Origin of the sequence: Pseudochrobactrum sp. Wa41.01b-1, from assembly GCF_019464455.1 — a bacterium.
Taxonomy (GTDB): domain Bacteria; phylum Pseudomonadota; class Alphaproteobacteria; order Rhizobiales; family Rhizobiaceae; genus Pseudochrobactrum; species Pseudochrobactrum saccharolyticum.
This window is the reverse complement of sequence record NZ_CP080493.1, coordinates 2,937,742-2,959,595: the sequence shown is the minus strand read 5'-3', so window position 1 is coordinate 2,959,595 and position 21,854 is coordinate 2,937,742. Positions and strand designations below refer to the sequence as shown.

Annotated in this window: 14 protein-coding genes and 1 pseudogene; 4 read left to right on the top strand and 11 right to left on the bottom strand. The window is 50.4% G+C overall.

Annotated features, from left to right (window positions below; translation table 11 throughout):
• Nucleotides 1-39 precede the first annotated feature (39 nt).
• Nucleotides 40-1,359, bottom strand: coding sequence for an O-antigen ligase (locus tag K1X45_RS13530; protein WP_220159150.1), 1,320 nt, complete (start codon nt 1,357-1,359; stop codon nt 40-42).
• Nucleotides 1,360-1,374: 15 nt separating this feature from the next.
• On the bottom strand, nt 1,375-2,931 hold the full coding sequence (locus K1X45_RS13525) for a GumC family protein (protein ID WP_220159149.1): 1,557 nt from the start codon (nt 2,929-2,931) through the stop codon (nt 1,375-1,377).
• Nucleotides 2,932-3,206: 275 nt separating this feature from the next.
• Here K1X45_RS13525 and K1X45_RS13520 point away from each other — a divergent pair, with 275 nt between their 5' ends.
• Complete coding sequence (locus tag K1X45_RS13520; protein WP_255560422.1) at nt 3,207-4,502, top strand: lipopolysaccharide biosynthesis protein; 1,296 nt, start codon at nt 3,207-3,209, stop codon at nt 4,500-4,502.
• A 142-nt stretch (nt 4,503-4,644) separates the two neighbouring features.
• Here the strand turns inward: K1X45_RS13520 and K1X45_RS13515 are convergent, their stop codons facing one another.
• Entirely contained in the window at nt 4,645-5,643 is a 999-nt protein-coding gene (locus tag K1X45_RS13515) for a glycosyltransferase family 2 protein (protein WP_220159148.1), read from the bottom strand.
• A gap of 334 nt (nt 5,644-5,977) precedes the next feature.
• Here K1X45_RS13515 and K1X45_RS13510 point away from each other — a divergent pair, with 334 nt between their 5' ends.
• Nucleotides 5,978-7,246: a GNAT family N-acetyltransferase gene (locus tag K1X45_RS13510; protein ID WP_220159147.1), complete on the top strand. Its 1,269-nt coding sequence runs from the start codon at nt 5,978-5,980 to the stop codon at nt 7,244-7,246.
• 29 nt (nt 7,247-7,275) lie between these two features.
• Here K1X45_RS13510 and K1X45_RS13505 read toward each other — a convergent pair whose 3' ends face one another.
• A complete protein-coding gene (locus K1X45_RS13505; RefSeq protein WP_220159146.1) occupies nt 7,276-8,583 on the bottom strand; it encodes an ATP-binding protein in 1,308 nt (435 codons plus the stop codon).
• 226 nt (nt 8,584-8,809) lie between these two features.
• Nucleotides 8,810-10,753, bottom strand: a complete 1,944-nt coding sequence (locus tag K1X45_RS13500) for a glycosyltransferase family 2 protein (protein ID WP_220159145.1) — start codon at nt 10,751-10,753, stop codon at nt 8,810-8,812.
• Between the two features lie 280 nt (nt 10,754-11,033).
• Between K1X45_RS13500 and K1X45_RS13495 the strand changes: the two genes are divergently transcribed.
• Complete coding sequence (locus K1X45_RS13495) at nt 11,034-11,927, top strand: transporter substrate-binding domain-containing protein (protein WP_220159144.1); 894 nt, start codon at nt 11,034-11,036, stop codon at nt 11,925-11,927.
• Between the two features lie 43 nt (nt 11,928-11,970).
• Here K1X45_RS13495 and K1X45_RS13490 read toward each other — a convergent pair whose 3' ends face one another.
• Entirely contained in the window at nt 11,971-12,378 is a 408-nt protein-coding gene (locus K1X45_RS13490; RefSeq protein ID WP_028233671.1) for a tellurite resistance TerB family protein, read from the bottom strand.
• Nucleotides 12,379-12,659: 281 nt separating this feature from the next.
• Between K1X45_RS13490 and K1X45_RS13485 the strand changes: the two genes are divergently transcribed.
• Nucleotides 12,660-14,309 carry a lysine--tRNA ligase gene (locus tag K1X45_RS13485; protein ID WP_220159143.1) on the top strand — a complete coding sequence of 550 codons (1,650 nt, stop codon included), beginning with the start codon at nt 12,660-12,662 and terminating at the stop codon, nt 14,307-14,309.
• 54 nt (nt 14,310-14,363) lie between these two features.
• Here K1X45_RS13485 and K1X45_RS13480 read toward each other — a convergent pair whose 3' ends face one another.
• The 5 genes and pseudogenes from K1X45_RS13480 to K1X45_RS13460 form a co-directional block, all read right to left on the bottom strand.
• Nucleotides 14,364-15,305, bottom strand: coding sequence for a thermonuclease family protein (locus K1X45_RS13480; protein ID WP_220159142.1), 942 nt, complete (start codon nt 15,303-15,305; stop codon nt 14,364-14,366).
• Between the two features lie 41 nt (nt 15,306-15,346).
• Nucleotides 15,347-15,586: pseudogene (locus K1X45_RS13475) on the bottom strand (helix-turn-helix transcriptional regulator); the annotation flags it as partial.
• A 173-nt stretch (nt 15,587-15,759) separates the two neighbouring features.
• Nucleotides 15,760-17,976: a 3-hydroxyacyl-CoA dehydrogenase NAD-binding domain-containing protein gene (locus K1X45_RS13470; RefSeq protein ID WP_220159141.1), complete on the bottom strand. Its 2,217-nt coding sequence runs from the start codon at nt 17,974-17,976 to the stop codon at nt 15,760-15,762.
• A gap of 14 nt (nt 17,977-17,990) precedes the next feature.
• Nucleotides 17,991-19,199, bottom strand: a complete 1,209-nt coding sequence (locus tag K1X45_RS13465) for an acetyl-CoA C-acetyltransferase (RefSeq protein ID WP_220159140.1) — start codon at nt 19,197-19,199, stop codon at nt 17,991-17,993.
• 52 nt (nt 19,200-19,251) lie between these two features.
• Entirely contained in the window at nt 19,252-21,045 is a 1,794-nt protein-coding gene (locus K1X45_RS13460) for an acyl-CoA dehydrogenase C-terminal domain-containing protein (RefSeq protein ID WP_220159139.1), read from the bottom strand.
• Nucleotides 21,046-21,854 lie beyond the last annotated feature (809 nt).

Genomic DNA, 21,854 nt, shown 5'->3' with positions numbered 1-21,854 from the left:
GTGCCTGTAAACGAGCGACCCAGTATTTAATTTTGTGCTTCACCGTGTCACTCCGATACTGCCTGATGCGAACGCAAGCGGGGGCACATCGTCATAAGGAACCGGCACTGCCAATGCCTGCAAACGCAAGCCGAACAGAGCCATCATAACGCTGAACCATAATAAACTGCCGGTTTCAAAGAATACACTTTCAAGCGCGCCCCCAAACAAACCGTAAAGCCAGATACGTACATAAAGCCGCACAACAGGCGTATAGAGGTTTTGCTGTGAAATCCGCCTGATGTAAAGTAATGGCAGCACTAAAATCCAAATAAAGACAAGAAAAAAACCTACGACACCGAGATTAATTAACGCATCGACCCATGCATTGTGACCGTTAAAAGCACGCGGAGACCAGTTTTCCACTGTATCATTATTAACCAGAGCGTCCGTCAGCCAATAGCCATGAAGCCCGTGCCCGATCAATGGCCTATCAGCCATTGCCCCTACAGCCAGCCGCCAGATATCCGAACGGTTGGTGAAACTGGCATCAATGCCGAGCGAGGTAATAAACTCATAGACAGACGGTATCAGTGCAGCGCCGACCGTTAAAAAATTGATCGTTAACACACCCCCGACAGCAATCGGCACGCGCAGCCATTTAATTTTCTCGAAAACATAGGCAATCAGCAGGATCATCGGGAACATGGCCGTCGATGTCTTACCGCCGGTATGCATCAAAAAGAACACCGACAAAACAAGGATCAGCCAGCCCGCAAGGTTATAGCCTTTATCTTTCAGGTAAAGCCCGAAGAAACCACTGACCAGCATGGCTGCAGAGGCAACATTTTTATGGGCAAAATGACCGCGCCAATTCCCTAACTGCTCATCGCCTAATTCGGAACTGAACTGATGTATAGCCACTAACGGCTTGAACATCACACCGAAATAGGCAAGCCCCAGCATAACAAACAGCCCTGCCATAATCATTTTGGCGAATTGCTCTTCAGAACGCGGCAATAGCAGGAATACCGAGGCATTGAGCATAATGATGCAGGAAAGAATAAGCTGTTTTAAGGATTCAACCCGCTCTGCAGAGAAAAGCGCCGCGAGCAAAATCCATATGACCAGCAACACGATTAAAGGTCTGGGTTGCAATACCAGCTTCTTTAACGGGCTGAGGGCAACATAACAAATAGCACTGGCAAAGAGCAGCAAGGAAACGACCTGGTTAAACAGGCTTGAGCCGCCTTCAGCCGCCGCCGAAGCCGTTTCCGCAGGAAAAGGCTCGATCGTCACCCAGAGGTAAAAGAACTGCGCCATGAATAAGGTCGCAGCAAGAAAACCCCTTATATCGCTCATGCCGGAGGTGCGGATCATCTGCAACCTGCTTCACTATTTTTTATAAGAAGCGCGGGACTGTGCACGTAAGAGACCGATAAATCCGAAAAGCAAAGCCAAACCAGTACCGAGACCGCCGCCGACAACGGCACCGGCTACAGTAAGAAGGGCTGTACCCGGAGGCCATGAGCGGCTTTTCGGTGGCAAGGCCGGTGAAGCAATACGGATATTGGTCGCATCGATCTGCTGGCGCTGGGCAATTTCCTGCGCACGGGTCAGATAGGTCTGATACAGAGTTGTCTTTGTCAGGCGGTCTCGTTCAAGATCATTCAGCGTAACCTGTGCATCCGTATCGAGGGAAACCGCTGACCGTGCAGTCTCGATCTGGCGGCGCAAAGTTTCGACCACAGAATTTGCCTGATCCAGATCCAGCTTTGCGGCACGTAAAATCCGTGACGTTTCCTGCGAAATTTGTGCCTGCAGGCCTGCAATTTGCGACTGCGTGCTGGCCAGTTCAGGATAACGCGGACCATAAGTCATGGTCATAGCATCAAGACGCTGTTTCAGGGTCGCATATTGTGTGCGCAGTGCAGTCAGCGTCGGGGATTGCAATGTACCGGACGGATCCAGAGCCTGATTGCCGGCACTGGTCAGTTCTGCATAACGGGATTTTGCCTCGGCCTGACGGCTCAGAGCGCCGACAAGCTGTGAATTGATTTCTGTCAAAGCCTGCGCACTGACCAGCTCACCGGTATTGCCGGTCTGAAGCCCCTGCGCATTACGGAACTGCGCTACTTTCATTTCAGCTTCAGTTGCAGCTTTTTTCAGCTCACTCAGCGGTTCTGTCAAAGCACGGGCAGCGCGTGCGGCACCATCCCGCTCATTCTGTGCAACTTCATCCTGAAAGGCCTTGGCGACAGTATCTGCCAATATAACGGCCTTTTCAGGCTCCCGTGCCCAGACAGTGAGATTAATCAGATAAGAGCGTTCCGGACGGCGCGCCTCAACGCGTGATGACAATTCACGCAAGGCTGCGATATTCTTTGCCTGTTGCGGATCAACTGCATCATCCTTCTTCGGCTCACCCAGAAGACCGGAGAATAATGTTTTCTCTGTTCCGTTAAATTCCGGATCATCCTGCAACTTCAGTTCGTCGACCACACGTTGCATCACATTACCGGATGTCAGCAAGCGCAGCTTGCTTTCAATATCCATCAGCTGGCTTTCTGCCTGCATACTGGTGGCATAAACATCATTCGGCACAACCTGCAAATTTGATGGTGCAACAATAATATCCGAACCCGCAGTGAAACGAGGCTTGGCGGTTTTACCAAAACCTATACCGACAGCTGCCCCCACCAGAGCGAGCAGCAGGATCAGCCACCAAAAGCGCAGCAACCAATTGATAATATCTGAAAAACCAACAACCGGAAAAACCCAGCTGCGCTGTGCAGAACGCGCCTCGTCACTGTCTGCATAATCTTGTTGCGAAGGTGCAGAAGCGGTTTGAGAGGCTCGTATATCTGTATCCGGCTGCAAAACAGCTTCTGCACCACGGCTGCCGGCAGACGCGGGTTTGGCTTTTTTAGCTAATTCTTGCAGCGTATACATCAGACATCTCTAATCGCTTGAGGCAAAACCCGTATAGAGGGCTCAATTGCTGTATCTACTTATGCAGTAACAGAGATATTAAAAAAAAAGGTTAACAAAGCCTCATCGGCATAGTTTAAGTATTAGATTTCATGAAAAGCATTATTTTAAATTTTACTTATAATAATTAATAACAGGCTTCCCCTGCCTTTTTGTTTTCCGGCCTAAATCGGTCTAAAATTGTTCCCTTTCACAGGAAAATGCTATAGAGAGGCTGCGACAAGGGAAATAAAACTATGAGTGAAACGGAGTTGCCGGACAACCGCATGTCTGCACGTATCCGACGATATTTACCGTCGCTCCTCTCCTATATGGCTTCCAGCGGCAGCCTCATCATGGCAAGTGTAGCACAGCTTGCGACATTTGCTATTCTCGCGCGTTTTCTCGGCGCGGCTGAATTTGGTATGTTCATCACTATCATGGCAATCACCAGCATTGTCGTGCATATTTGCGGCATTGGCAGCGCTGAAAGCCTGCTGCGGCGCGTGGCGCAGAATAAAAAAATATATCCGGTCATGCTCGGTCACAATCTGATATTGATCGGTATTAGCGGTGCTCTGCTCGTAGCCGCCGGAATGCTTATCCTGCCCTACTGGATCGAATTCTCACCTGATCCTGTTACCAACACGATCAGTCTCTTTCTCTATCTTGTCACCAATATTGTCTTGCTGCGCATGATTTTGCTGGCTGAGGCCGTCTATATCGGACACAGCAATTTCAAAGCAGCCAATCTCTCTGTGGTCGGCTTCGCCCTTGCCCGTACGCTTGCGGCGGTTCTGGCTTGTGTTGTGTTTGGCGTCAGCACCATTAACGGCTGGGCCTGGTGGCAATTTGCCTGCCACGTATTAGTTGCCGGAATATACTGGCTGTTTTTAATGCGGCTGGGCAAACCTATCTTCCATATTATGCGTGAGGAAATCAAACTCGGTATCTTCTTTGCCACCCCGTTCATCTTCCGCGCAATTCGCCAGAATATCGACTTGCTGCTGCTTGGTCTTCTCCTCTCCCCCGCAGTCATCGGCAGCTACGGCGTTGCACGACGGATTGTCGACAGCAGCTATCTGAATATTGATGCCATGAGCCGTTTGCTCTATCCCCGCTTTGCCAAAATGAGTGCGAACGGCATCGACAAAGCCTGGCCTCTGGCACAAAAAGCCACGCTGATGGCATTGGGTATTTCCGTTTTCACAGCGACATTTGTTTATTTTCTGGCACCATATCTGCCACTGATTTTCGGTCAGGAATATCAGTCCATGGTATATTTTACGCAGGTGCTGTGCTGGGTCATTATTTTCTATGCATTATGGTCTGTCAGCGTCGAGGTGATGGGATCTGCCGGTGAGCACGGTTATCGCGCGGCTATTCTTAACACCGGCAATATAATCGGCGCGCCGATACTGGCATTTGCCACATGGCTGATGCCGCCGACAGGTACATTTATTTCGATCTATCTGATTGAAATCTCTATCGCCATCTGCGCATGGCTGGTGCTGTTACGCTTGATGCGCAGGGCAAAACAGAACTCAGTTTAGAGCGACCTTATTGCACCCGAAGAGGTGTCCGTCGCTCTAGAGCGGTTTACGTCCAGATTGGATCATAGCGCTCGCGTCTCAATTCTTTATTTGGTCGCATTATCACGGGCGTCAAGTTGACCCAACTTGACTGTGAAATGCTCTAATGCTTGTTTTCCTGAATGATTTTGCTCTCGATCATAGCAGCAGGATTTTTGCGCGGCGTGAAAAAGCCAAGCGGCAGTGCCGCTGCATGGAAAAACCACGCTGTAACTGAATAGAGCCCTATTGAAAAACTGCGATGTTTCACACTCATCAAAGCTACTGCAGCAGCAATCATCGCCAGATCAATCAATAGCGCAATACCGGTTGGCAAGACAGCCAGCACCAGCAGCATAGCGATAATCCATCCATAAACTGCCATCCACAGTCGCAATTCCGGCAATTCGGCAAACAACATCCTGAAATGTGGCTTGCCCGTTGCCGAGCGCAGCAATTCTCCGATGCCGCGAATATATTTTGACTGCCAGCGCTTAATTAGAAGCTTGTATGCATTGGCACTATGCCCCGTGTGATACACGAAGCGCCGGTCGAGACGAAACAATGTCCAGCCTTTGGCACGCAACCGCACACCCAGATCATATTCTTCATAGCTGTGCAGATTACGGTCAGACAAATAGCCGATTTCTTCTATCGCCTCGCGCCGGTAAAGTCCTCCGCAATTAATACGGTCGATCGTTCCGACTGCTTTATACGCGGTTTTCCGCAAGCCGCGCCGGACATATTCAAGGCTCTCATTATTGCGCTCCATCACATGACCGGTAACACCGGCAACGCGCGGATTTGCTTCCAGATATTTCAGCGCCTCGATAATAAAGTCCGGTGCCAGTTCTGTATCACCGTCCATCAGGCAGATAAAAGAGCTGCTGCTATACTGATAGCCCAATTGAGGCCCCAATCCGCAACTGGCTTTGGCAGGCGCTTCAATCTGAACAATTTTTACAGGATATTGCTTTGCAATCTCAATTGTACGGTCGCGGGAACCGCTGTCAGCCAGAATAACTTCACCCTCCCCGTCAGGCAAAGCTGCAAGAGCACTTTCAAGCGCGGCGGCAATCCGTCGTTCTTCATTCAATGCTTTGATAATGATTGAGACCGCCATCTTACATCCTGCTTGTCTGAGCATCGGCTATCACGCGCATATAGGCATAAGACATATAAAATGCAATTAACACCGCCATGGAACATGGCTGGCAGACTATATTATCAAAATGCCTTAATATTATTATTTCACTTAAATAAAACTCACTCAAATACTACAAAGCAATGACCTGTTTTTGCTTATCCGCAAAGCGATATAATAATTCTGTGTTTCAAAATTTTCCCTAGGACATTGTTTACACAATTCTGCCAGAGTCGCCTCAGCTTTCAATCAAACGCAAAACGGCTTTCAGCATCACGCCTGACTATCATTGAACAAAACAGGGCAAAGCGGCATGGCATTAATCAGTTCGATACAGCTTTCCCGGGGAGAGCCGGATTTAAGCCTGATCGAACCTGCTCAGGTGCCTAAAAGCGAATATCTTGCCCTCAGTTCTGATCCGCACATCTCCCTATGCCCGACTTATCAGATCCGCTGCTTTAAGTCCGTTGACGATGTTTCCGGCGACTGGCCTGCCGCTGAAAAAAACGGGCCCGGCAAACTGCATAGCCATGCAAGTCCGAATTATCATATTTTTCAGACCACAACATTTCTGAAAATCTGGGAAGAAACCTATGCTCCGGCATTGAAGGCCGAGCTGTGCCTTATCGAAGTTCGTACAGAAAACGGCAGACCGGTTATGTTTCTGCCTCTGGCTATCTTTGTGCGTAACGGAACGCGCATCCTGTCTTTTACAGATCAGGGCGTGGCCGATTATAATGCGCCCGTATTGTTTGCCTGCGGAATGATCTGGACCCGTGCGCAGGCAGAAAATGTGTGGCAGCAGATACAGAAAGCTCTGCCGGCTTTTGATTTTGCCGATTTTAATAATATGCCTGAAAAACTGGGCAATCTGACCAATCCGATATTTTTGCTGGCCAATCAGAGCAACTCAGCGGACAGCCATGCCAATATATTGTCTCATGACTGGGACAGAATACAGCAAAGCCTCGTGCGCCCGAAAATTATCCGGCGCAAACTCCGCCGCCTCCATGAATTAGGCGATTGCGAGTTCTTTACAGCGAAAAATGACGCTGAAAATCAGGCATTGCTGGACTTCATGTTACGGGAAAAACAACAGCGTTTTATTGAAACGCATGTACCGGGATTTGAGCAATATCCTGAGAAAATTCACTATTTCAATGAAGCAACACGGGTATTTCAATCAGCCGGTGTGCTGCATTTTTCTGCACTGAAACTGAATGGTGAAATTCTCGCCTGTATGTGGGGGCTGATCAGCGGGCCACATTATTACGGCATCATGATTGCCTCTAATCTGAAAAACTGGGCGAAATATTCCCCCGGCCATGTATTGCATTATCTGCTTATCAAAGACCTGAAAGAGCAAGGCTATAATTGTCTTGATTTAGGCGTTGGCGACGAAGACTGGAAATTGCAGAATTGTGATCTGATCATTCCGCTCAAACGCCTCACCGTCTGCGCCACTTTACGTGGCCGCCTCTATGAAGCGCATAAAGAAATAATGGCGCGTTTACGCGCCACGTCATTCTGGCAAGCTCTGCGGCCATTGAAATGGCAGCTGATCCGCGGCGTTAAACGCTGATTAGCCCGCCCGCGGATCGCACCCTATGATTATGAGCCAGCAAATACGACCGTGAATATAGCGCCTTTTCCAAGCTGCGAGCGCACGATCAACCTTCCGCGATGGCGGGTCAGAATATGTTTAACAATGGCGAGCCCCAAACCCGTGCCTTTATGGGCGCGGCTGCTATCCACATCGACACGGTAAAAACGCTCGGTTAGACGGGGTAAATGCTCCGCCGGTATACCGGGGCCGAAATCCTCTACGCTGACGGAAAAACCACGCAATGCATCTGCAGTGGTTGGTGCTGCTTCGCCCCCCTGCTCATCAAGGCTGACAATAACACGCTTGCCCGCTTGTCCGTATTTACAGGCATTTTCAACCAGGTTCTGGAACACCTGAATAAGCTCGTCCCTGTCGCCGGGCAGCCAGACCGGATGATCCGGCTTTGTCCATTCAATGGTTACGCCAACACCGGAGGCCATTGGTGCCAATGTCTCCACCACATGGCTCAGCACCTGCCCGATATCAATGCGTTCTTTAACCGGAATAGCAGCCTTCATTTCCAGACGGGAAAGAGACAGCAAATCATCGATCAGACGCGACATGCGGTCTGCCTGTGTCTGCATAATGCCAAGAAAACGCTCGCGCGCAGCAGCATCGTCGCGCGCAGGGCCTTGCAGCGTTTCAATAAAACCGCGCAATGAAGCCAGAGGCGTGCGCAGTTCATGACTGGCATTAGCAATAAAATCTGACCGCATGCGGTCAATACGGCGCAACTCCGTCTGGTCGCGGAAGATCAGGATAAAACAATCCGCTTCACCTTTTGCCGTTTCAAAAGTCATGACCGAAGCACGATACCAGCGCTCAAACGGCAGCCGCTCCAGATAATCCGATGACCGCGCCTGCCCGTCAGCAATAATACCCTGTATCAGTGAATGCATTTCCGGCGAGCGAAAGCACAAATACAGAGACGCATCCCGAGCCAGTGGCGGGAATGCTTCGCGAGCTGCATGATTGACATAAAGGATCGTACCGTCTGTATCAAAAAGCACCAGCGGATCAGGCAGAAAATCGGCAAGCCGCTCACCGGACAGACGCGACAACGGCCCTTCCCGCTTGCCGGTTTTGGTCGTAACCGCAACTGGTTTCGGTGTACTGAAAAACGCCAGAGCAATCACCAGAATAAAAAGCAGCAGACAGCCTGCCGCAGCAAGAGTTACGGAAACACCCCAATAGCGCAGCAGTAAAAACAACGGCAAAATTATCAGTAAAGAGGACGCCGATTTACGCAAAGATTTTAGCAATCTCTGCTGACTATTCTCCTGTCTCCGCTCTCCGCCCGTATCTGATGCCATTATGTTTGAAACGCCGCCTTGCTGTTTCTGACCGGTAACCATAGATCTGAATGCCGCCTTTATGCCTGCCCTGTTGCAGCCTGCTATGTTCTATTCCAACAGATGCGCATATTATCTTTCCGATAGCAGCACAGTTTCACAGAATACATTTATTTTGCTGATTACAAATGTTTTTCCGGAAAAGCGCATACTCCGCCCCGAAAAGAACAGCCGGACTATTTATGATTTATATTGCGGTTTTGTGACAATCCGGCCGGATGATTATGCCTTCCTGTGCATAATGCACCGGTAAAGTCTGCACAGTCCTTCTGTCGTCCTCAACGTATTTTAACCCGCTCTCAATACGGCTAGGAAAATGCGGTGTTTTTTCCCAGTGATGGGGTGCAGTGAACATCTGATAAAATGCCCGCCATGATGCAACGGACAGTAGAAGCCAATATAAAGGCACACCCCAAAGATAAAAATACCGGCATTTTTCTTCATAACGCAGCGTTTTCTGACACAGCAAATGAAAGCTCAGATAAGCTGTCAGCAAATTCAGACCATTAAACAAAACCGCAGCCACAACCGACTGGTCGTGATAACCGGAGATTGTTAGAGCAATACCCCAAGTCAGACTGACCAGCATAAAAGGATGCAGCAAAGCGGATAACAGCAGACCTGTTGTATATAACAAGTATAGACTAAAACGTGCTGCACCTAACTGACGGCAGGTTTGCACAGGCGATCGCATATGCACCAGCCATGTCTGCATCCAGCCCTTGAACCAGCGGGTGCGCTGCGTTTTCCAGTCCTTATAATTTTCCGGTGCATCTTCGGTCGTCGGACGGTTAATCACGTCCACTCTGTAACCGAAGCGTGCCAGACGCATCCCCAGATCAGCATCTTCCGTCACATTATAGCTGTCCCAGCCACCGACTTTCTGCAACACTTTGCGCCGGAGATGATTGGATGTTCCGCCCAAAGGCATCACGGCACCACGACGGCTGAGCCATGGCAAAAGCCCGCGAAATAATCCTGCATATTCAAAAGAAAAATAGCGCGTCAGATAGTTACAGCTGAAATTTCCGATCACCAGCGGCGCCTGAAGGCAAGCCAGATCACTGCCACTACGCCGGAACGTCTGCCAAGCCTCCAGCAACTGATCGCGATGCGGCCTGTCTTCCGCATCATAGACGACAAGATATTCGCCACGGGCAAATTGCAATGCATAATTCAGAGCTTTGGGTTTGGTACGCGGGCCAATAGAGGGTACTTTCAGAACTTCAAATTGCGCAGGTAATTTATGCCGTGACAGCGCTGCCAGAGTTTCACTATCATCAGCCTCGCAAATCAGTTTGATATCCAGTTTTGTAACCGGCCAGTTCAAGGCACTGAGCGCCTGTATAAGCTGCCGTACAATCCCTGCCTCCTTATAAAGCGGCACCAGCACAGTATAAACCGGCAGATCATGAAACCGGTATGGTGCCAGTGGTCTGATATGCAGCGGCCGTGCATTCCACGCCGCCAGAAGGCGAATGGTTACGCATGCAAAGAAAAACAATGTTATGCCCCAATAGAGAAAGGCCAGATGGGAACCGCCCTCTGTCAGAAACATCCATAACAGCCCGATAAGCAAGCCCGCGAAACAGAAACCTTGCCAGCCGTTCAGCACCAGACTGGCGGAAAGATGTGCGGGTGTCATTTTTTGTGCCCGTCCGGCAGCGGCTTTGCCATACCGGTTATGCAATAGCGCCACCAATACAGAAGGCGGACAGAGTCTTAAACGCTCACGCATTTCAGGATATTGCCGCAAGTAGAATTTCAGCATCGCCAATTCCCGAAGATCTGGTGCCATATAAAGCAGGCTTTGACCTTTAGGCCCCGCGATCAATATATGGCGGATGCTGCTGAGACGAGCCGGCCCGTCAAAAGGGCGCAACAAAACCTCCCCCGCATCCGGCGCATCATCATAAGTCAGCCCCGTTTCTTCAGCCCAAAGCCTGTAAAGTGCCGCTTCAGAAATTGCACCTTTATGCACGAGTTCATCATTAAAAGACGTATTATGCCGTGCAGCGCTGGCAAAGGCCGCAATAATATCCGCTTTACCCAATCCCGCCGCGACAAGCCGAACCGAAAATGCCACGCAGAGTTTTATAAAGCTTTGTGTAAACAACAAATGTAGTGTCATTTCACCCCCGCGAATATTTAACCAAAATCAACTCAATTAAATTAGAAGCAACAAAACAAAACTATTTTGAAATTTACGATAAATTAACAATAATAATCATTTTAAAAAAATATCAACTGTAAAAAGTACAATATACAAATCATTCAATTTCAATAATACCAACATTAATTATTGTTCAAAAAATAAATTTATTATTCACACGGGTTCTGCTTTCTATAAAGGGGAGAAAATTTTATACTGAGCAAAATCCGGACAAACCAACAGGAGCTGCAGTCAGCCAATGCGCAATGATGTTCTTTCCGCCCCGCTCAAACGGGCGTTAAAATATTGCGCAGCCGTCGGCTCTGCGATCCTGCTGATACTCGCCTCCGGCATCTCGGCATCCTACGCCGCCCCGCCCTATCTTGCGGGAGATGACCAGAAACCGGCAAAACCGGATATTTCACAAAGAACGCAGATACGTTTCCTGACCGGCACAGACTTTGCGCCTTTCAACAACCTCTCCCCGCAAGGACGGCTGAGCGGCTATCATATTGATCTGATCCGTGCGCTTTGTCAGGAACTGGCGATCACCAGTCGTTGCCTGATCGAAGCCCGCCCGTGGAATGAACTGCTTCCCGCCTTGCAGAAAAACGAAACTGATGCGCTGATTGCCGGACTGACACCGGATCGGGAAAAACGCACCACACTCAGCTTCACCCGCGCTTATTTCAGCTTGCCAGCCCGTTTTGTGACAGTGAGAACATCGGAACTGGCCGATAAGAACTTTTCACCTGACGGGAAAACAGTCGGTGTTCTCGCCGGTTCCGCCCATGAAGCCTTGTTGAAAACCTATTTCCCGAAAGCAAAAACCAGTCCTTATAGCAACAGCGAGCTTCTCTATAAGGATCTCAGAGATGGCAAAATCCAGCTGCTTTTCGGTGACGCAATGAGCCTGTCGCTCTGGATGAACCCAAGCACGATATCAGGCAATACCGCGCCGGACGGCTCCTGCTGCCGCTTTATCGGCGGCGCCTATCCGGCACCGGAGTTTCTCGGACAGGGAATGACGATTGCTTTGCGCAAGCAGGATTCTGATCTGCGTCTCGCCTTCAATAATGCACTCAATGCACTGGAGCGCAAAGGTGTGCTGGACGACCTGTATCTGCGCTATTTTCCGGTCGATTTCTATTAAGGAAAAATGAGCGCATCTCAAAAAGGATGCGCTCATCATCAGATTACAGCTTGCGGAAACGCACGCGCGCACTGCGCTCAATGGCAGCAACGCTGAGTTCGTCAAGATTCCACAGATCACGCATCAGCTGCAAAAATGCCAGCTCTTCTTGTTCAACATGCAGGTCGGCTGCGGCCACTTCAACAGCCAGCGCATAGGCTGTTTCATAAAGTTTTTCCGGCAGAGCCTGATGGGCAATATCCAGAATACGGTCCAGACCATCATCTTTGGTCAGCAATTCATAGCAGCGCTCGGCAATTTCCGGCACTCTTTCATCATCAAAGCCGGTAAAAACCGGCAGGCGATGCACAAGATTTCCGATGGAGGACAATTCCGCATCTGTCATCCGCGTATCCGCAGCTGAAACTGTTACCATAATATAGATCAGCGCATCCTGCGGCGTGATTTTCATTTCCAAGAACTCCTGCATCGGCTTTTTTATGACTTTGAAACTATTCCACAGGGCTTAACAAGTGTTCAACTGCATTTCAGCCTGAGGATAATGCACACAACCCCCATCATTTTTGCATTACACACCCGCGCTTGCAAAGAAAGCGCATCATATCCCCCAGCGCTTGTAAAGAAAGCGCAGCACATCATTGACGAAACCCGCATCTCACCATAGACCTGTCTGTCCGTACCCGTAAAAAGTGCGGATATTTCAAACCAACACCTCCTATCAGGAAAGATATTATGACAACCGACCGCTCAAACCACATCGACCTTGCGCCCGACCTGATTGCGGCAGCAGCACAGGCGAAAGCGTGGCCCTTTGAAGAGGCTCGGAAAATCATAAAACGGTACGAGAAAACCGGCTTTCCCGAAGTCGTTATTTTCGAAACCGGCTATGGCCCGTCCGGTCTGCCGCATATTGGTACTTTCGGCGAAGTTGCACGCACATCCATGGTGCGCCATGCATTCCGCGTTCTGACCGAAGATAAAGTCAAAACCAAGCTCATCTGCTTCTCGGATGATCTGGACGGCATGCGCAAGATTCCGGAAAATGTGCCGGATCGTGCAGCGCTTGAACCAGCTTTGCAGCTGCCGCTGTCGGCTGTGCCAAATCCGTTTGGCGGCAACTATAAGAGCTTTGCCGATCACAACAACACCATGCTGTGCCGCTTCCTCGACACTTTCGGCTTCGATTATGAATTCGCCAGTGCCACGGAATATTACAAGTCCGGCCGTTTTGATGAAGTGCTGCTGCGAGCTGCCGAGCGCTACGACGACATCATGGCCGTGATGCTGCCAACACTGGGTGAAGAACGCCGCGCCACTTACAGCCCGTTCCTGCCAATCTCGCCAACTACAGGCCGCGTGCTTTACGTGCCGATGAAAAAGGTTGACGCCAAAGCAGGCACCATCACCTTTGACGATGAAAACGGCGTTGAAACAACACTGCCTGTCACCGGCGGCAATGTGAAACTGCAGTGGAAGCCGGATTTCGGCATGCGCTGGGCCGCGATCGGCGTTGACTTTGAAATGTTCGGCAAAGATCACCAGACCAATCAGGCGATCTACGACAAGATTTGTGAAATTCTTGGCGGTCGTGCGCCTGAGCATTTCGTCTATGAATTGTTCCTCGACGATCTCGGCCAGAAAATTTCCAAATCCAAAGGTAATGGCATCAGCATTGATGAATGGCTGACCTATGCACCGACCGAAAGCCTCGGCTTGTATATGTTCCAGAAGCCGAGAACAGCGAAGAAGCTGTATTTCGACGTGATTCCGAAAGCCGTGGATGAATATTTCACCTATCTGGCAGCCTATGAAAAGCAGGACTGGGCGGCACGCCTGAACAATCCGGTCTGGCATCAGCATTACGGCAACCCGCCGAAGGTTGATCTGCCGGTGCCATTTGCCATGTTGCTGAACCTTGTCAGTGCATCCAATGCGGAAAATGCCAGTACTTTGTGGGGCTTTATTTCGCGTTATGCACCGGGGGCGACACCGGCCACCCATCCGGAACTCAATGCTCTGGTGGAATATGCCATCCGCTACTTCAATGATTTCGTAAAGCCGAGCAAGAAATTCCGTGCGCCGGATGAAGTTGAAAGCCAAGCATTGCGTGATCTGGATGCAGCACTGGCAGCTCTGGACAACGGTGCAGACGGTACAACAATCCAGAATGCTATTCTGGATGTGGCGCGTGTTATCGAGCGTTATCAGGACCACAATAAGAAGAGCCCAGACGGCGGCCCAGGCGTGTCCGTCTCGTTCTTCCAGATGCTCTATGAAGTGCTGATCGGACAGGAACGCGGCCCGCGTTTTGGTTCATTCGTGGCGCTGTACGGCATCGATGAAACACGCGGTCTGATTGCGGAAGCACTCAAGCGCGCCTGAGACTTCAAATAAAAAGAAAAAAGCCGCGTTTCTGAAACGCGGCTTTTTTGTATTTTACTGCTGGGGTGCAGGTGGAAACGGTAAATCCGGCGCAACCGGTTGTGCCGGCGTGGTGAGTTCAGGCGCAGTTATATCAGGCACCGGATTCTCCGCAGGCAATGATGGTGCAGGCGCAATACCAGCCGGATGACCCCCTGAGTTTTGCGGCATATCCGTTACCGGCTTGCGGCCAAAAACACCAAGCAGCATTTTCTCAGCCTGTATCTGGCTGTCTGCATATTGGCCGCCGAAAGTAGCGCGCGCCCAGCCATTTTCCACCAGCCAGAGTGCAACATCCGTACCCGCCAATGTACAGCTTGTGCGGATCAGCTCCTGATTTTGCTCAACACCATCCATATTACAACTGACAGCACGACCGCGCAGCCATGAGCGAAATGCTGTGCGTGCCTGCATACCACATTGCCAAACGTCACCGTTCACATCGGAACAGGATGCATCCGGCTCGACAATATCAATGCCGTTCAGCTCGATCGTGCGATTGCCCACAGCCAGTCTGCCTGCAGCCAATGCCACAGGACGATAGAACAAACCGCCTGCGGCCGCCTGCTCTTCAGTCAGTTTCTCAGATTGTGTTGCCTCAGGTGTTTTTTCCTGCACCGGCGTAGCCAGCCCCAGATCGCTCAAAGGCGGGCGCGGCTCTACGCGTTCCAGAGGCTTAGTCTGCATTTCACCGGAAACATCAGGCAAAGGATTATCCGGCTGTGTATTGTTTTCTTCGCCTTCTGAAGATCCGGCAAGAGTACCGGACGGCAAACGCTCCGGCGGCATATCTTCCGGCAGATCGAAATTTTCTACGACAATACCGGTTTCACCGCTGCCTGTTTCACGATCAAGCGCGCCGTAAAACGGGGCAACATAGGCGGCAAATAAAGTAGCACCAACACTGAAAGCAAGGATCGGCGGCAGGATTGTCCGAAGGGTCGCCGGTTTACGCATACTCACTCCTGTTCATTGTCATGCTTCTTCTGCTGCGGATTAATAGATTTTTCGCCTGCCAGCAATTGTGCAAATGTCATCACATCCATTGCAGTGACTTCCAGAATTTTAGCCAGAGATTCCGTTGACGGCCAGCGCGGCCTGCCATCCGCCGCAAAGCGTTTGGACTTATTAAACGTCGTCGGGTCAAGCCCGGCACGCCGTGCCAGACCGGATGGCGTCAATTGCGCCCGCTTTGCCACACTATCAATGGCTGACCAGAGTTCTGCATGGGTAAACATAAGCCATCCGAAGGAATAAAATCCTCATAAGTATAACTCAGCTCATACATCAGAACATCAACAAAAACGAAAATGGCGCAGAGATATCCGCGCCATTTTATCATTCCCGATCAAAACTGCGTGTTAGAGCATTTCCGGACGCAAAACCGGTTCCCACTTTTGCTGGAAATGCTTTAAGCAGCTTTATCCGCGGCCTTATAGGGATTGAAACGCTGATAGAAAGTCTCACCGCTCTCGGCCATATCGGTCAGGAGTTTTGGTGCCTTGAACTGCGCTCCGTAATCCTTCTGCAACTTCTTCGCCAGTTTGACGAAAGCTTTTGCGCCCATACCATCGATGTAAGACAGTGTGCCACCGGTATAAGGTGCAAAACCGAAAGCGAGAATGGAGCCGACATCGGCTTCACGCGGATCGGTCACAATACCTTCTTCCATCACACGGGCTGCTTCCAGAGCGATAGTGACGAGAAAACGCTCTTTCAGCACTTCCACATCCACCTTGTCCGCATCCTGCTGCGGATAGAGTGTGCTCAGCTCAGGCCACAGATGTTTCTTGGCAGGCCGTGCCGGATAATCATAGAAGCCCTTGCCGTTCTTGCGGCCAAGGCGGTCATATTTATCCACCAGCGTGTTGACCAGTTCAACATGGCGCGGATCAACAGCCTTGTCACCCAGATCAGCCAGCGTTGCCTTGAGAATTTTCTGCGACAGATCGATCGCCGTCTCATCATTAAGTGCCAGCGGCCCGACCGGCATACCGGCCATTTTGGCGGCATTCTCGATCATCGCAGGCGGCACGCCTTCCACCAGCATATTATAGGCTTCAGACATATAACGCAGCACGCAACGATTGACGTAGAAACCGCGTGTATCATTGACGACAATCGGCGTCTTCTTGATAGCGCGCACATAATCCAGTGCTGTTGCCAGAGCCTTTTCGCCGGTCTTCTTGCCCATAATCACTTCAACCAGCATCATCTTGTCGACAGGCGAGAAGAAGTGCAGACCGATGAAGTTTTTCGGACGCTGCGAGACCTTGGCAAGACCGGTAATCGGCAGGGTCGAGGTATTGGAAGCAAAAATTGCATTCTGCCCCAGCACCGCTTCTGCCTGTTCGGTTACCGCTTGCTTGACGCCGCGATCTTCGAACACAGCTTCAATCACCAGATCGGCACCATCAAGCGCCGCATAATCGGCAGAAGGCGTAATCAATGCCAGCAGCTTGTCTTTATCTTCTGCTGTCATCCGGCCTTTCTGCATCTCTTTGGCAATCAGGTCAGCGGAGTGGGCTTTACCCTTTTCTGCTGCTTCAAGACTACGGTCAATCAGCACCACCGGAATCCCGGCTTTGGCAGTGACATAAGCAATACCTGCCCCCATGAAACCGGCACCGATAACACCGATTTTCTTGAATTTGGTCGGCTTGATACCTTCCGGACGGCGCGCGCCCTTGTTCAGCTCCTGCAGGGATACAAAAAGCGAGCGGATCATCGACTGCGCTTCAGTGGTCTGCAGAATATGCGTGAAATAGCGCTGTTCAATCTTCAGGCCGGTATCAAACGGTACCAGCAGACCTTCATAAACGCATTTGAGAATGGTCAGTGCCGCCGGATAATTACCGGAAGTTTCGCGGCGCAGAATGGCTGTCGCCGCTGGCCAGAGATTGGCACCGGCAGCGGAGTAAATCGCGCCACCTGGCAGTTTAAAGCCCTTCTCATCCCAAGGCTGAACAGGCTTCAACCCGTTGCGGATCATCTTTTTAGCGGCTTCCACCAGCTTTCTCGCCGGAGCCACTTCATGCACAAGCCCCATACCTTTGGCGCGGGCGGCAGTGAGGCTCGAACCGGTGGTCATCATCTGCAGGGCATCCTGCTGGTTGACCAAACGCGGTACTCGTTGCGTACCACCAGCACCCGGAAACAGGCCGACTTTAACTTCCGGCAGCGCCAGTTTCACACCTTCCGCATCGGAAACCACACGGCCATGACAAGCCAGCGACAGTTCCAGCGCACCGCCCATGCAAGTGCCGTTGATCGCAGATACCCAAGGTTTTCCGCAGGTTTCCAGCTTACGATACAGGCCGGTCATACGTCCGACATTGTCAAACAGGTTCCGGACAGCTTTGTCAGCATCCTGCTTCTGCTCTTTTTTGAAACGCGCCAGCATTTCCTGCATCATGGTGAGATCGGCACCGCCGGAGAATGTATCCTTGCCGGACGTAATCACCGCGCCTTTAATCGCCGCATCTGCCACAACCTGATCGATAATCTTGTCGAGTTCGGTCAGTACTTCTTCGGTCAGCACATTCATGCTTTTGTCAGGCATGTTCCATGTGACAACAGCAATACCGTCTGCGCCGGTTTCAACTTTGAAATTCTTGTAATTTGTCATTGGACTACCCTCCCTCACACACGCTCAATGATGGTTGCCGTGCCCATACCTGCACCGATACACAAGGTAACCAGTGCTGTATTGAGATCACGTCGTTCCAGCTCATCGAGCACAGTGCCGAGAATGATTGCACCGGTTGCACCCAGAGGGTGCCCCATGGCAATCGCGCCGCCATTCACGTTGATTTTGTTGTGAGGAATATTGAAAGCCTGCATATAGCGCAGCACCACGGCGGCGAAAGCTTCATTCAGCTCGAACAGATCAATATCAGAGAGCTTCATCTTGGCGCGATCCAGCAGTTTCTCTGTCACATCCACAGGGCCTGTCAGCATCAATGCCGGATCGGAACCGATATTGGTGAAAGCACGGATGCGGGCGCGCGGTTTGATATCCAGCATCTTACCCGCACGTTTGGAACCGACCAGCACACCCGCCGCACCATCAACAATACCTGATGAATTGCCTGCATGGTGAACGTGATTAATCACTTCCACTTCCGGATGCGCCTGAATACCGACAGCATTAAAGCCGCCCATTTCCCCCGGCATCACAAAAGACGGATTAAGACCGGACAAAGCCGCCAAATCGGTGGTCGGGCGCATATGTTCGTCATGATCAAGAATAGTCAGACCATTGACGTCTTTCACCGGAATGACGGAGTTTTTGAAATAACCCTTCTTCCAGCTCTCGCCTGCACGGCGCTGGCTTTCCACCGCATAAGCATCCACATCTTCGCGGGAGAAGCCATATTTCGTGGCAATCAGATCAGCCGATACACCCTGCGGCATGAACCAGCTCGGAAAACCAACCGACGGGTCCATATACCATGCACCACCGGACATCCCCATGCCAACACGGGACATGCTTTCAACACCACCGGCAATCACCAGTTCGTCCGTGCCACCTGCAATTTTAGCGGCAGCGAGGTTAACCGCATCAAGACCGGAAGCGCAGAAGCGCGAAATCTGCATACCCGGTGCTTTAAAATCATATCCTGCTTCAAAAGCGCTTGATCGCGGAATAACCGCACCGGCTTCCCCCACCGGATCGACACAGCCGAAAATAATATCGTCTACTTTTGCAGTATCAATGCCGTTGCGATCACGCAGAGCTTCCAGCACTTTGGCACCAAGGCGCACCGCAGGCACTTCGTGAAGACTCCCGTCTTTCTTGCCGCGGCCGCGCGGTGTGCGCACATGATCATAAATAAAAGCATCAGCCATAGTTCAATTAACTCCCAACTTTTCCGACTTTTTAAGACGCGTTTAGTTGATCTTAAAAAGCATCTTCCGGTAGTGTCATCATCGTATCGGCACCGGTCTGAATACGTGCTAAGCGCAACTGCGTTTCCGGCATGATACGCTCCATATAGAAACGGGCTGTGACAAGTTTAGCCTCATAATAGGCTTTGTCACCAGCACCGGCATTCAGCTTTGCCTGTGCGGCTTTCACCATTTTCGACCACATATAACCGAATGCGACCAGACCAAAGAGATGCATATAATCAGTTGAGGCGGCACCGGCATTATCAGGATTGGCCATTGCATTCTGCATCAGCCACATAGATGCACCCTGCAGATCGTTCAGGCCTTTTTTCAGATGCTTGGTGTAGAAAGACAGGGCTTCATCGCTGCGGTTTTCTTCGCAGAAATCACTGATTTCCTTGAAATAGGCCATCAGCGCACGACCACCATTAGCAGGCAGTTTGCGCCCCACCAGATCAAGAGCCTGAATACCATTGGCACCTTCATAAATCATGGTGATGCGGGCATCGCGCACATATTGGCTCATGCCGTTTTCTTCAATATAGCCGTGGCCGCCAAAGACCTGCTGAGCCATAACCGCATGGTCGAAACCCTTATCGGTCAGCACACCTTTCAAAACCGGTGTCAGCAGCCCGACATGATCATCGGCCAGCTGACGTGCAGTTTCATCAGCAGAATGATGGGCGATATCGGATTGCAGCGAGGTTGAAAGCAACAAAGCACGACCAGCTTCGTTAAAAGCGCGGATGGTCATCAGCGTGCGGCGGATATCCGGATGCACGATGATCGGATCGGCTTTTTTATCCGGATATTTCGCACCGGTCAGCGCACGCCCCTGCAAACGTTCGCGGGCATAGTCAGCGGCATTCTGATAGGCGGTTTCGGAAATCGCCAACCCCTGCAGCGCCACACCAAGACGTGCTTCATTCATCATGGTGAACATGGCACGCAGACCTTTGTTTTCACCACCGATCAGGAAGCCGGTCGCCTCATCGTAATTCATTACGCAAGTGGAATTACCGTGAATGCCCATCTTTTCTTCGATAGAGCCGCAAGCCACGCCATTGCGTGTGCCCGCCTCACCATTGGTATCAAGATTGAACTTCGGCACGATGAACAGCGAAATACCTTTATTACCTTCCGGCGCGCCCTCAATTCGCGCCAGCACCAGATGGATAATATTGTCGGTCATGCTGTGCTCACCGGCAGAGATGAAAATCTTCGAACCGGTAATCTTGTAGGAGCCATCCGCCTGCGGCACAGCTTTGGTGCGCAGCAAGCCCAAATCCGTACCGCAATGCGGTTCGGTGAGGTTCATGGTGCCGGACCAGCGGCCTTCAATCATCTTTGGCAGATAGGCCTGCTTCTGCTCATCGGTACCATGGGTGATGATGGCAGCAATCGCACCCTGTGTCAGCCCCGGATACATCATCAACGCCATATTGGCGGATGACATATATTCCCCCACCGCTGCATGCAGCAGATATGGCAATCCCTGCCCGCCGAATTCTTCCGGCGCGGCAAGACCAACCCAGCCACCGGCACAATATTGATCATAGGCCTCTTTGAAACCCTGCGGCACTTTCACAGAAGCATTGGGCAGACGTTCGCAGCCCTCACGATCCCCGCTATAATTGACAGGGAACAATGTCTGCTCGGCGAGCTTTGCGCCTTCCTGCAAAATAGCTTCGATCGTGTCTGCGCTCATTTCCGCATAAGACGACAGATCATTACGGGACTGGACGCCCAAAACATCATTCAGAATAAACTGTGTATCCCGAACCGGCGCGCGATAGACTGGCATGCACTTCCTCCAAGTTTGACGTCAGCAGATGATTGCTCTGCCGGAATGCAGGCGGAGGTGTTCATGAAGACGCCACCTCTCCCGCGCGTTATCATTCAAACATTCAGAACACAGACTGATCTGCGCCCTGTGGTGCCGTTCTCTTACTGCCCTGATACGACCGGACTCCTCTCCGGCAGCATCTGCACGCTTTCCCATATCGCCTTTAACAGCCTATCACGGGACCTGTCTGACAGTATGCACTCTTGCGTGAAAACCGTCATTTTTATGAGACAGCAAAAAACTTTACGGCACCTTCGAACATCAGCCTAATAAATTTTGACGTTTGCGTAAACGTCAAAAATTCGTTTTTTGAAAATTTAAATTCAGGATTTTGCCACTGAGTGCACCAAACAGAGACCTCTGAAGAGGAAATACTTTAAACACCTCAAAACTGCTGTTCGATTCTTCAAAACCGGGCTTTTTGAATGAAAATCACAACTTTGCAGAAAATAAATTTAGAATTCACACAGAAAAACAGATACATTTTTGCAACATAAACAATTGTAAAAACCAATAAACAATATATAAAGAAAATCTAAAATATATTAAATCAATATAAAATTACTTCATTCTAAAATAATTTAACATTTTGATTTTCAATCAGTTAATATATTTTAAGTGTATTTTCGCGTCCAGTATTATGGAAAAACAAGATATTTCAGCAACTTGGCAAATATTGATTAGCAATTCTTAAACTATAATTTTAGGGTGTTCATTAATTTTTTTACCGATATGGTCAGTTCAAATTCTTTAACGAACGGACTTTT